Source organism: Pseudomonas sp. TE3899 (assembly GCF_056279105.1).
The window spans coordinates 255,628-267,922 of sequence record NZ_JBWBQR010000001.1 but is presented as its reverse complement, the minus strand read 5'-3'; the positions used below and the strand labels follow the sequence as shown (position 1 = coordinate 267,922).

Sequence of the window (12,295 nt, the reverse complement as noted above, 5' to 3'; positions counted from 1 at the left end):
CGCCAGTGAGACTCGACGAATACCCACACCGACGATAAGGAAATCCAACAATGAAAAAGCGCTCCTTTCTGGTACCAATGGCAACTCTGGCCGCTGCTGTAGCTACCGAACAGGCTTCGGCCATAACTACCCACGAGGTTGTCGAGCCCAGCACCGACACCACCATCACATTCAAATCGGCTCCTCAAAGCGAAAACCTTTCGGTTCGCGGCGGCAATGATCTCTTTGCGTTTGTCCTGAAACGTGGAGATCAAGGCCAATTCATGGCTTACCACACCTCTCATAGCTCCCACGCCTCACACAGCTCACATAGCTCCCACCACTCGGGATCCTGAAATGGAACACGCGGCGACGCTCGTCTTTGATGAGCGGCTTTATGACGGACAGGTTCTGCAAAAAGCCGCTTATCGCTCGATGAACTCACTGACAGCCGATATCACATGCGCCGATGGAAAATTAATCTGCGCCTTGTCTTCGAATATCGGCATCGATGAATCTTCGTTTCTTTCAGCTATTCAAGAATTCAAGAAGGATGTACTCGACTACCAGCTGCGGCACCGGCTGAACGCTGAGACTCTACCGATCAGGAATCTGATCCTTGGACTGGCCTTCTCAAAAACCGGACTGACCAGTGAGTAAATTCCAAAAGCTGGAATTTTATGTAGAGCAACGTCCCTACGATTTGCTTCCGTTCAAATTTGATCGACTGAATGACGACGAGTACGTCATCACCAACATGGCAGGCGAGTATCACGTCATACCGATACAGATACTCGAACCACTGATCAGCAAGACGCTTCCGATCTCATCCGAACTGATCCCTACACTCCGGTCGAAACAGTTCATCCGATTCACCGATGAGCAGGCGCCACTTCAGCTTCTGGCACTCAAGATTCGTACACGCTTGTCCAGACTGGCGCAGTTCACCAATCTGCATATCTTTGTCGTAACCCTTCGCTGCGACCATAGCTGCCCGTACTGCCAGGTATCCAGGCAATCGGAAAGCAAAGGCGAATTCGACATGACGATGGAGATGGCTGAAAAATCGTTGGACTTCGTTTTCAGATCACCCAATCCCGCCATCAAAATAGAATTTCAGGGGGGCGAGCCGCTGCTGAACTTCGAGATGGTGAAGTACATCGTTCTGGAGGCAAAAAAGCGCAACATCATGGAGCGTCGTGACCTGCAGTTCGTCATTGCAACCACACTGTCGCTACTGACCGATGACGTGCTCGATTTCTGCAAGCAGCACCATATCGTGCTTTCGTCTTCTCTAGACGGGCCAATGGATCTCCATAACGCGAACCGCCCAAGACCCGGGCGAGACAGCCATCAGCGCTTCGAAGAAGGGCTGAAAAAGGCACGTGCAGCGCTTGGTTACGATCAGGTGTCAGCTCTGATGACAACAACGGACAAGAGCCTGCCGCGGGCAAGGGACATCATCGATGAGTACTTGCGCCTAGGCTTTGATGGAATCTTTCTGCGCACTCTTTCCCCATACGGTTTTGCAATCAAGACCAAGAAATTCATGTCGTATGACACTGAGCGCTGGCTGGAATTTTACAAGGAAGGTCTCGAGTACATCATCGAGCTGAACAAGTCGGGAGTACGTTTTGTCGAGCAATATTCCTCGCTCGTCCTGACAAAAATGCTGACATCAAGTGACCCTGGATTTGTTGACTTAATGAACCCTGCTGGCGCTGGCATCGCTGCCATCGTGTTCAATTACGACGGCGCCGTCTATGCCTCAGACGAAAGCCGGATGCTTGCCGAGATGGGCGATCACACGTTCAGGCTAGGCAACATTCTTGAACATTCTTATGAGGAAATTATTCTGTCCGACCAGCTTCTGGATGCTCTGGAAAACTCCTTCACGTTAAGCGCACCAATGTGCTCCGACTGCGCGTTTGAACCCTATTGTGGCGCCGAACCCGTCTACCACCACGCCATGCACAAGGACCTCGTGGCGAGAAAACCCGAATCCTCGTTCTGCAAACGCAACATGGCGATTTTCAAGCATCTCATTGAGCTGATGGGTAAAGACGAAAATACGAAACGGATTTTTATGGGGTGGGCCAATCGATGCTGAAGCTCAGCGGGAAGGTAATCCGTATCCACGCGGTTAACATTTACAAGGACCTCACCCTGATCAAGGTTTCCACTAATCGGAACCTGCCTGAAATCCTGCGACAGGAATTGGCTTATCTGGTTTCCGATCACCAGATCCCCATAGGTTTCGCCCACTATTTACTGACTGAGCAACATCAGAAGCTGGCTGAGGAACTGCCTGCCGGCTGTGACTATTCCATCCTTGCGAATGACTTCAGCTACATCGGTGACAATGACGTAATCCGGCTATCCGCTGATCGTCAGAGCATACGAGTGTTGTTTCGTGCTTCATCACCGAACAACAGCATCCTGCTAACCGAGCAATGCAACAATTACTGCCTGATGTGCTCTCAACCGCCTAAAACAGCAGATGACTCATGGATACTCGATGAGATCGAGAGCTTGATTCCGTTAATCCCAAAAGAGACCAGAGAGCTAGGTTTTACTGGGGGCGAGCCAACGACCAACAAAGATCGTTTCCTCAAGATCATCAGCCTCACCAAAAGCTATCTGCCAAGAACTGCGATCCACATCCTTTCGAACGGTAGAAGCTTCAAAGATCCAACGTTCGCAGAAAAATATGCGGCGATCGAATTGCCCGATGCGATGATTGGAATTCCCGTCTACTCAGACGATCCGACGCTGCATGATTACATCGTCCAGGCTCAAGGTGCGTTCGATGAAACCATTCAGGGCATTCTTAACCTGAAGCGTTTGGGCCAGAGGGTTGAGATCCGAGTGGTCATACACAAGCTCTCGGTGCAGCGACTTCCTGAGTTGTGCGAGTTCATCGCCCGCAATCTTCTTTTTGTCGATCAAGTAGCGCTGATGGGCCTTGAAATGATGGGCTTTACCAGAGCCAATCTCGACGAGCTATGGATCGACCCCATCGAGTACAAAGACACGCTCAGCAAGTCGGTTGGCATTCTCGCCAAGTACGGCATGAACGTCTCTGTCTACAACCATCAGCTGTGCCTGGTGAACCCGGATATTCTTCCCTACTACCGAAAATCGATCAGTGACTGGAAGAACGAGTTCGCCCCCGAATGCCAAAACTGCAAGAAGCAGCGTGAGTGCGGGGGCTTTTTCGCATCAGGCATCAAGTTTGGGTATAGCAAACAGCTTTCCCCCTTCTGACCCCTTCGATAAAACATTTCAAAGCAGCGGTTTCAGCGTCGGCCAGACATTTTCCAGCAACTTGTCCTGAGCCGCCGCTGCCGGGTGCAGGCCGTCGGCTTGCATCAGGTCTGGATGACCGCCGATCCCGTCGAGGAAAAACGGTACCAGCGGGATTTTTTTCTCCTCGGCCAGCGTGCCATAGACCTTCGCAAATGCCTCGGTGTAGCGGGCGCCGTAGTTGGGCGGCAGTTGCATGCCCAGCAACAAGACCTTCGCACCACTGGCCCGGGAGCTGTCGATCATCGCCGCAAGGTTTTGTTGCAATTGCGTTGGCAGCATTCCGCGCAAGCCGTCGTTGCCTCCCAATTCGAGGATCACCAGCTCCGGTTTATGCTCTGCAAGCAGCGCTGGCAGGCGTGCCTGGCCTCCGGCACTGGTGTCGCCGCTGATGGAGGCATTGATCACTTTATCGTCGAAACCTTCGCGCTTGAGCCGTTGCTCAAGCAGCGACACCCACCCCAAGCGGGTATCCAGTCCGAAACCGGCGCTGATACTATCGCCAACGATCAGGACTGTACCCGCCGCTGCGTTCTGGGCCATGCACATCAAGGCCAGGCCAGCACTCAAAAACCAAACACGCATCGGATTCTCCATGGGCGCAAGCATTCTCACCGCGACGAACCTCAGCAAAGTGGTTCCCAGCGCGGAAGGTGAACTGACTATCCTGCACGAACTCAGCCTGGAACTGAACAAGGGCGACAGTCTGGCCATCGTCGGCGCCTCCGGTTCGGGCAAATCCACCCTCCTCGGTTTGCTGGCCGGCCTCGACCTGCCGAGCAGTGGCGAAGTCACCCTCGCCGGGCAGGCCCTGAGCAATCTCGACGAAGACCAACGGGCGCGCATCCGCGCCGAGCACGTGGGCTTTGTCTTCCAGTCGTTCCAATTGCTCGACAGCCTCAACGCCCTGGAAAACGTCATGCTGCCGCTGGAACTCGACGGCCGCAAAGACGCCCGGGAGCGCGCCACCGAGTTGCTGCAACGGGTGGGCCTGGGCCAGCGCCTGACCCATTCGCCACGCCAGCTCTCCGGTGGCGAGCAGCAGCGCGTGGCGATTGCCCGGGCGTTCGCCGCCGAGCCCGACGTGCTGTTCGCCGATGAACCCACGGGTAACCTCGACAGCCACACCGGCGAGCGCATCAGCGATTTGCTGTTCGAATTGAACCAGGAACGCGGCACGACCCTGGTGCTGGTAACTCACGACGAACGCCTGGCACATCGTTGCCGGCGCCTGATCCGCCTTGAAGCCGGCCTGCTGGTCGCCCCTCTGGAGCCTTGATGGCACGCTTGCCGCTATTGCGCCTGTTCAGCCTCGCCATCCGCCAATTGCTGCGCGACGCCCGCGCCGGTGAGCTGCGGGTGTTGTTCTTCGCCTTGCTGGTGGCCGTGGCGGCGAGTACCGCCATCGGCTATTTCGGCGCCCGCCTCAACGGCGCCATGATGCTGCGCGCCACCGAGTTTCTCGGCGCCGACCTGTTGCTCGAAGGCAGTTCGCCGGCGCGGCCCGAACAGATCAGGAGTGGCACCGAGCTGGGCCTGGAACATGCCCAGGTGGTGGAATTTTCCAGTGTTATCGCCACGGATAACGGCATTCAACTGTCGAGCATCAAAGCTGCCGACGATGTTTATCCCTTGCGCGGCGAACTGAAAAGCGCCCCGGCGCCCTTCGCGGCGGAAGAATCCGGCGGCGGACCGAAATCCGGCGAAGCCTGGGTCGAAGCGCGCCTGCTGACGGCGCTGGACCTGAAGATCGGCGACAGCATCGACGTCGGCATGAAAACCCTGAAGCTGTCGCGGGTGCTGACCTATGAGCCGGATCGTGCCGGTAATTTCTACAGCCTGACCCCGCGTGTATTGATCAACCTCAGCGACCTCACGGCAACCGGTGTGGTGCAACCCGGCAGCCGGGTCAGCTACCGCGAACTCTGGCGCGGCAAGGCTGAAGCGCTGGAAACCTATCGTCAGTTGATCAAACCGGGGCTGGCCGCCAACCAGCGCATCCAGGATGCCCGGGACGGCAACCGACAGATTGGTGGTGCGCTGGGCAAGGCCGAGCGCTACTTGAACATGGCCAGTCTGGTCGCCGTTTTACTCTCGGGTGTGGCGGTGGCGCTGTCGGCAACGCGCTTCGCCACCCGCCGCTTCGATGCCAGCGCCCTGCTGCGATGTCTGGGTCTGTCGCGCCGGGAAACCATGGTGCTGTTCAGTTTGCAGCTGACAGTACTCGGCCTGCTTGCCAGCCTCAGTGGCGCCCTCCTCGGTTGGCTGGCGCAGCTCGGGCTGTTTGCGTTGCTGCATGATTTGTTGCCCACCGACGTTCCGCCGGGGGGCTTGCTGCCGGCTGTTGCTGGCATCGGTACTGGATTGGTCGCACTGGCCGGTTTTGCCCTGCCCCCGCTGGCAGCCCTCGGTCGGGTGCCGCCCTTGCGCGTATTGCGTCGGGACATGCTGCCGATCCCGTCCAGCACCTGGATGGTCTATGGCGCGGCGCTGGGCGCACTCGGGTTAATCATGTGGCGCCTGAGCCTGGACCTGGTCCTGACGTTTGCCTTATTGGGCGGTGGCGTGATTGCGGCCGTGGTGCTGGGCGGCTTGCTACTGTTACTGCTCAAAAGCCTGCGCCGGATGTTGGCCCGAGCCTCGTTGCCGTGGCGCCTGGGCCTGGGTCAATTGCTACGTCACCCATTGGCGGCGGCTGGCCAATCCCTGGCCTTCGGTTTGATTCTGCTGTCGATGGCATTGATCGCATTGCTGCGTGGCGAATTGCTCGATACCTGGCAAAACCAGCTGCCGAAAAACGCGCCGAATTATTTCGCCCTGAACATTCTGCCGGCGGACAAGCAAGCGTTCACCGATCGCCTGATCGAACTGTCGGCGCAATCGGCACCGTTGTACCCGGTGGTGCCCGGTCGGCTGATCAGCATCAATGGCGAACCGGTGCAGGACATCGTCAGCAAGGATTCGGCCGGCGACCGGGCGATCCAGCGTGACCTGAGCCTGACCTGGGCGGCGGATTTGCCGGCGGGTAACAAGCTCACCTCGGGTAACTGGTGGACCGAACAAACCCCGGATGAGATTCCCGGGGTATCGGTCGAAGGAAAGGTCGCCGAGAGCCTGAAGCTCAAGCTAGGCGATCATTTGGTGTTCACCGTCGGCGGGGTCAATCGCGAAGCGAAAGTCACCAGCCTGCGGGAGATCAACTGGGACAACTTTCAGCCGAACTTCTTCATGATCTTCCAGCCCGGGACCTTGAAGGACCTGCCGGCGACCTACCTCACCAGCTTCTATCTGGCGGCGGGTCACGATCAGCAGATTGTCGACCTGTCCCGGGCGTTCCCGGCAGTGACCATCCTGCAAGTCGAAGCCTTGCTGGAGCAACTGCGCAGCATCCTCGCCCAGGTCACCCTGGCGGTGGAGTACGTGTTGCTGTTCGTGTTGGCGGCGGGGATGGCGGTGCTGTTCTCCGGCCTGCAAGCAACGCTGGATGAACGGATTCGCCAAGGGGCGTTGTTGCGCGCATTGGGGGCTGAGCGGCAATTGCTGGTCAAGGCCCGGCGCATCGAGTTCGGCTTGCTCGGCGCGGTCAGCGGCTTGCTGGCGGCGCTGGGTTCGGAGTTGGTCAGCCTGGTGCTGTACCGCTACGCCTTCGACCTGCCTTGGCATCCGCATCCGTGGTTGCTGGTGCTGCCGCTGATTGGTGCGGTGCTGATCGGTGGTGCCGGTGTGTTCGGCACCCGTCGCGCCTTGAACGCCAGCCCCCTGACAGTCTTGCGCGAGGGTTGATAGACTCGTGACTCATTTCCACAAGAAGTCGCCATGAGCCGTTATCGCCCTCCCCGCACCGCTGGCACCGCGCTGATCACCCCCGAAGGTGAAGCGCGGATGCGCGCCGAGTTCCACGAGTTGTGGCACGTGCGCCGACCACAGGTCACGCAATCGGTCAGTGAGGCGGCGGCCCAGGGTGATCGCTCGGAAAACGCCGAGTACACCTACGGCAAGAAAATGCTGCGTGAAATCGACAGTCGTGTGCGTTTTCTCACCAAACGCCTGGAAGCCCTGAAAGTCGTCAGCGAAAAACCCAGCGATCCGAACAAGGTGTACTTCGGCGCCTGGGTCACGATTGAAGATGAGGAAGGCAAGGAGTCGCGCTATCGCATCGTAGGCCCGGATGAGCTGGACCTGAAACTGGGTCTGATCAGCATTGATTCGCCACTGGCGCGGGCATTGATCGGCAAGGCACTGGATGCCGAAGTTCGGGTGCAGACACCGACGGGCGAACAATGCGTTTATATTGTGGACATTAGTTACCCCTAAATCCCAACTATAAAAAGCACCCAACTTATTCACTCCGCAATATTTCGCGAAAGTTATAACTCGCAGGCGCTTTGACAATAGGCAAAGCCTGAGCGAGATTAATAGCGCGCCCTATGAGCGCACTTACTTTAATCGCACTTATTCAAGGATGAATAAACATGACTCAGAACATCCAAGGCCTGGACAGCTGGATGGATAACACCCCCGGCCTTTACAAACTACGCATTGATGAACTTATTCTGCCGGGGACTCACGATTCCGGCGCCGACAAAAAGGCATCGATCCTGAACTACCCTCAGGAAATTACTCAGGACGTTCCGGCTTCCGAGCAAATCAAGGCGGGCTTCAGGGTCCTGGATCTGCGCGTGAGATTCCTGCCCGGCAAGGCGGCTAACGATCCCAAGCGCTTCCAGCTATATCACTGGCATGACCTGAACCGCTTTATCAGCACTGATATTCTCGATATGTTGAACGACTTCTACGACGGTTCTTCGAGCAGAGCGAAAGAACTGATCATCCTGAACTTTCACCAATTCGACAACTTCACCGATGCGGCCCATGACGAACTCCATTTGCTGATTAACGAAAAAATTGGCAAACGCCTCATTCCACCGAGTTACAGGTATTCGACCATTGCCGACATCTGGAAAAAAATTCCCGGCCAGACCGTAGTCATTTCTTATAACAAATACACTAGCTACCCTGATTACTGGGATGGCGTGCAACAACAATGGATGGGCGAGAACTACGTCTCTACCGACAAACTTAAAAAGTTCATGGATGAAGTTTCCCTCGAGCCGAAAAGAGCGTATGGACTGCGCTCGATCCAGTGCGCCAAATACACCGGCTTGTTTGTCCCGGATGATTTCAGCGACAAGATCGATGAGTGGTTCCATTCCAAGGACAGCAACAGCTACATCCAGCGCTTCCACATCATCAATACCGACTGGTCAACCCGCAGTCGCATCGTGCAGAACTGTGTCCACGCCAACCAGTACCGGGCGAGCGCCAAGGGCTGATACGACCTCAGCGTCGAGTAATCAGCCCTTGCCGGGCGACACGGGTCAGCTGCTTGATCACTTCAGGCGCGTCTTCGAGGTTCGGCGACTGAATCACCGCCAGATCAAAGCTGTCGTTGGCAAATCGCGCCAGGGACTCGCCATCTTCGACAAACTGGATCAGGAACGCGGCGGGACCGCCGGTGCGACGTGGCCAGCCATCGAGATAACGCAGGAGCGTCGGCTGATGTTTGCCGCCAAGCAGGATTTTTGGATTGCGCTGGGTGAGGTGTGCCGTAATCGGCGCGGGGCGTACAACGGGGCTTAGTGCATTCATTGGGTCGTGTCTCTGCCTCAAAAGTCTGCATGGCAGGTGAGAGGCAACACCGAACCAGCGCTTTAGCGGTATTTCGAAGCCTGTTCCAGGCTTCTATCGGCAACTGAATGAGTCACCTGGCGCCCCGCAAGTAGCTGTTTAAATCGGCGCATGGGCAGCATCCTAGAGAACCTGACCGGACAGTGTCAAGAATGACGCGCAACAAAAAAGGCCCGCACAATGCGGGCCTTTTCGTTGAGCCAGAGCGGTCAGCCGGCGATGGCGCGGTCCGCCGAAAGCTTGCCGGCGCCTTCAATCAGTACCGCGATGCTGCCACCGAGCAAGGCAAGGGCGAACTCATAACCGTTGTTGGCCATGAACAAACCGTTAGGCAGGTGCACGGTGAAGATCGCCACCAGGGAAAGGAACGCCAGCCCCAGTGCCGCCGGACGCACCAACAAGCCAATGATCAACGCCAGGCCAGCGAAGAACTCGGTACCACCGGCCAGGATCGCCATCAGGTGACCCGGCGCCAGGCCGATGCTTTCCATGTACTGCGCGGTGCCGGCGATGCCGTAACCACCGAACAGCCCGAAGAGTTTCTGCGAGCCGTGGGCCGCGAAGATGATGCCGACAAAGATCCGCAGAACAGTCAGGCCGTAGCCAGCGCGGGTAAACAGAACCTTGTTGATCAGAGTGCTCATGCTGTGTCATCCATTGAGTGTGTGTTGGTTGGCCGCTATATTAATCAGTAAATCAAATGTTAAAAGCGCAAATATTCCGCCATAACAATCAGTTTATTCGATCACTTCCGTGAGGCCACTTTTTGCCCCTGGGGCTCCAACGACTCCCGCTCCCGATCGAACGCCAAGTAATACTTGTTTACGCTATTAACATAGCTGACGGCGCCCATCCCCACCTGCTCCATGGCAATGCGCTCGACCTGGAAGAACCACTGGTTCGGGTTCAGCCCCCGACGCCGAGCCTCGGCGCGCATGCCCTGGACCCGTTCCGGTCCCATGTTGTAGGCCGCCAGCACAAAGGCCATGCGCTCGCGCTCATTGAGTTTGGGGCTGGAGAAGAATTTGCGACGGATCATCGCCAGGTACTTGGCCCCGGCCTGCACATTGGCATCGAGGTCCTGGATATTGTTGACCCCGACCCGCTGGGCCGCAGACGGGGTGATTTGCATCAAACCCGTGGGGCCACTGCCACCGCGGGCCCCCGGTTGCAGCGCCGACTCCTTGAACGCCAGCGCCGCCAGGTTCAACCAGTCCATGCCTTGGGCATCCGCGTGCTTCTGCAGCACCGGACGCAGTTTTTCCAGACGCTGTCGATCAGCCTTGGCCAATGGATAGTGCACTTGGTACAAGCGTCGGTAGATACGCAGAAACGCCACGTCTTCATCCGACGGCTTTTTGTAGGTGGTCAGGAACCGATCAATGCTCGCCCGCAGCATTGAAGCATCGCGGCGCACGAACCAGTATTCCTCGCCGGGCTCGCTGATCAGCACTTGTCGATCGAAACGCAGCTTGGGCAGGATCTTGCCCCAACGCTCGGCAATCGGTTGCTCGACGATGGTCAGGTGGAAAATGCCACCCTGGACCATCTCCAGCACATCCTCGACCGCCAGGCTGGGGTCGACCCACTCGACCTTCACCGGCGCCAGTTTGTGCAGCGCGAGTTTTTGATTGATCTGGCTGACCGCATCCCCAGCGGCGCTCCCCGTCGGCAGCGCCAGGGTTTTGCCGGAGAGTTGTTCGAGTTTGGTGTAGCGGCGTTCGCCCTTGATGCCGACCAGCATCAGCGGCACGTTGCTGGCAATCGGTTCACTGGTGCTGACGGCGTGCCCCGATTGCGGATCGAGCAACTCCCCTGGCGCCACCAGATCACCCTCGCCGCGCTGCAAGGCGCCGAGCAGTTGATCCTTGGCTTTGGGGATGATCTTGAGGGTGATTTCCTGGCCGTCGCGCGCATGGCCGTTGAGGTATTGCTCGAAGGCGCGCAGGCGATGGTATTCGACGCCAATGGCCTGGCCCTGGACTTCGCCGGAGCTGTTGCGGCTCTGGTTGACCAGCACCTTCAGCACACGGCTGCTGCGGATGTCCGCCAGGTCGCGCACTTTGGTCGACGGCACGGCTTGCAGCGGTCCGGCCAGACGCGCGACCGCCGGCATCGGCAGCAGCAACGAACAACACAGCAGTAGCAAAACCGAGGGACGTGTCATCCACTCTCCGGAAAGAATACTGGTCGACATCATGAAAATCATGGCATCGAACGACAGAAACAGAGCGCCGTGAGCGCTGGCAAAGTGCGAAAGACTGGCACAGTGATGGCAGTTTCACCAACCCGACCTGTCTAGCGGCATCAACAGACAGCTTTAACTCGTTGTAGTTCTTGGCTTTTCTTATAAATCTACAGCTCTGATATGCTTTCCGGCCTTTGGTCCGAGGTAGCACCATGCAACTCATCGATATCGGCGTCAACCTGACCAACCCCAGTTTCGACGATAAACACCAGGCTGTACTCGACCGCGCCTATGCCGCCGGGGTCTGCCAATTGGTGCTCACCGGCACCAGTGTCGAGGGCAGCGAACAGGCCCTGGAACTGTGCCGGCGACTGGATGAAAGTGCGCAACGGCTGTTCGCCACGGCCGGCATTCACCCCCACAGCGCCAGCGACTGGAACGCCGACAGCGAGCGCAGCCTGCGCAGTTTGCTCAAGGAGCCGAACATGGTGGCCGTGGGCGAATGCGGGCTGGATTTCAATCGCGACTTCTCGCCGCGCCCGCAGCAGGAAAAAGTCCTCGAACAACACCTGGCCATGGCGGTCGAGCTGCAATTGCCGGTGTTCCTGCATGAGCGCGATGCCAGTCAGCGCTTGCTGGAAATCCTGCGTGACTACCGCGATCAGTTGCCCGCCGCCGTGGTGCATTGCTTCACCGGGGAAAAGAAAGCGCTGTTCAGTTACCTCGATCTGGATTTGCACATCGGCATCACCGGGTGGATCTGCGACGAGCGTCGGGGCACGCATTTGCATCCGCTGGTCAAAGAAATCAAACGCGGCCGCTTGATGCTGGAAAGCGATGCGCCTTATCTGCTGCCGCGCAGCCTGCGGCCGAAACCGAAGAATGGGCGCAACGAGCCGGCGTACCTGACCGAAGTGCTGCGCGAAGTAGCGTTGCATCGGGGCGAGAGCGAGGACGACCTGGCGGCGCACACCACGGCCTGTGCGCGGGCATTCTTTGGGCTGCCTTCAATCGATTGAAACCGTGTTGACGCTATCGCGGGCAAGCCTTGCTCCTACGGATTGATGTTGTCCGCCCGCGATGCGTCCTTGCGCCAGCGCCCCACTCAAACTTGACCCATATCAAAATCTCCCG

The 12,295-nt window shown here is 57.6% G+C and carries 13 protein-coding genes; 9 read left to right on the top strand and 4 right to left on the bottom strand.

The window, feature by feature from the left end:
• Positions 1-50 precede the first annotated feature (50 nt).
• The 4 genes from hxsA2 to hxsC are packed head-to-tail and all read left to right on the top strand — an operon-like array spanning position 51 to position 3,246.
• Positions 51-335 (top strand): His-Xaa-Ser repeat protein HxsA2, encoded by a 285-nt coding sequence (gene hxsA2 / locus ACZ89E_RS01280; RefSeq protein WP_476254675.1) that lies wholly within the window; start codon positions 51-53, stop codon positions 333-335.
• Between the two features lies 1 nt (position 336).
• A complete protein-coding gene (gene hxsD, locus ACZ89E_RS01275; RefSeq protein ID WP_149660115.1) occupies positions 337-639 on the top strand; it encodes a His-Xaa-Ser system protein HxsD in 303 nt (100 codons plus the stop codon).
• Positions 632-2,089 (top strand): His-Xaa-Ser system radical SAM maturase HxsB, encoded by a 1,458-nt coding sequence (hxsB, locus tag ACZ89E_RS01270; RefSeq protein WP_476254674.1) that lies wholly within the window; start codon positions 632-634, stop codon positions 2,087-2,089. The genes hxsD and hxsB overlap by 8 nt, the downstream gene beginning before the upstream one ends.
• Entirely contained in the window at positions 2,083-3,246 is a 1,164-nt protein-coding gene (gene hxsC, locus ACZ89E_RS01265; RefSeq protein ID WP_149660113.1) for a His-Xaa-Ser system radical SAM maturase HxsC, read from the top strand. Before hxsB ends, hxsC begins: the two co-directional genes overlap by 7 nt.
• Before the next feature lie 18 nt (positions 3,247-3,264).
• Here the strand turns inward: hxsC and ACZ89E_RS01260 are convergent, their stop codons facing one another.
• Entirely contained in the window at positions 3,265-3,870 is a 606-nt protein-coding gene (locus tag ACZ89E_RS01260; RefSeq protein ID WP_169373730.1) for an arylesterase, read from the bottom strand.
• A 10-nt stretch (positions 3,871-3,880) separates the two neighbouring features.
• On the opposite strand from ACZ89E_RS01260, the gene ACZ89E_RS01255 reads away from it, so the two are divergent.
• The 4 genes from ACZ89E_RS01255 (at position 3,881) to ACZ89E_RS01240 (ending at position 8,618) form a co-directional block, all read left to right on the top strand.
• Entirely contained in the window at positions 3,881-4,564 is a 684-nt protein-coding gene (locus ACZ89E_RS01255) for an ABC transporter ATP-binding protein (protein WP_133838269.1), read from the top strand.
• Entirely contained in the window at positions 4,564-7,068 is a 2,505-nt protein-coding gene (locus ACZ89E_RS01250; RefSeq protein ID WP_149660110.1) for an ABC transporter permease, read from the top strand. The genes ACZ89E_RS01255 and ACZ89E_RS01250 overlap by 1 nt, the downstream gene beginning before the upstream one ends.
• A 33-nt stretch (positions 7,069-7,101) precedes the next feature.
• The gene (gene greB, locus ACZ89E_RS01245; RefSeq protein ID WP_463258093.1) at positions 7,102-7,599 is read left to right on the top strand and encodes a transcription elongation factor GreB; all 498 of its coding nucleotides are present in this window, start codon (positions 7,102-7,104) and stop codon (positions 7,597-7,599) included.
• A gap of 158 nt (positions 7,600-7,757) precedes the next feature.
• Positions 7,758-8,618 carry a phosphatidylinositol-specific phospholipase C domain-containing protein gene (locus tag ACZ89E_RS01240; RefSeq protein WP_476254673.1) on the top strand — a complete coding sequence of 287 codons (861 nt, stop codon included), beginning with the start codon at positions 7,758-7,760 and terminating at the stop codon, positions 8,616-8,618.
• Between the two features lie 7 nt (positions 8,619-8,625).
• Here the strand turns inward: ACZ89E_RS01240 and ACZ89E_RS01235 are convergent, their stop codons facing one another.
• The 3 genes from ACZ89E_RS01235 to ACZ89E_RS01225 form a co-directional block, all read right to left on the bottom strand.
• Positions 8,626-8,934 carry a class I SAM-dependent methyltransferase gene (locus ACZ89E_RS01235; RefSeq protein ID WP_149660107.1) on the bottom strand — a complete coding sequence of 103 codons (309 nt, stop codon included), beginning with the start codon at positions 8,932-8,934 and terminating at the stop codon, positions 8,626-8,628.
• A gap of 248 nt (positions 8,935-9,182) precedes the next feature.
• A complete protein-coding gene (locus ACZ89E_RS01230) occupies positions 9,183-9,617 on the bottom strand; it encodes a DoxX family protein (protein ID WP_149660106.1) in 435 nt (144 codons plus the stop codon).
• A gap of 101 nt (positions 9,618-9,718) precedes the next feature.
• Positions 9,719-11,140, bottom strand: a complete 1,422-nt coding sequence (locus tag ACZ89E_RS01225) for an MltF family protein (RefSeq protein WP_149660105.1) — start codon at positions 11,138-11,140, stop codon at positions 9,719-9,721.
• A gap of 233 nt (positions 11,141-11,373) precedes the next feature.
• Between ACZ89E_RS01225 and ACZ89E_RS01220 the strand changes: the two genes are divergently transcribed.
• Positions 11,374-12,180, top strand: coding sequence for a TatD family hydrolase (locus tag ACZ89E_RS01220; RefSeq protein ID WP_149660104.1), 807 nt, complete (start codon positions 11,374-11,376; stop codon positions 12,178-12,180).
• The last annotated feature ends 115 nt before the right edge of the window (positions 12,181-12,295 follow it).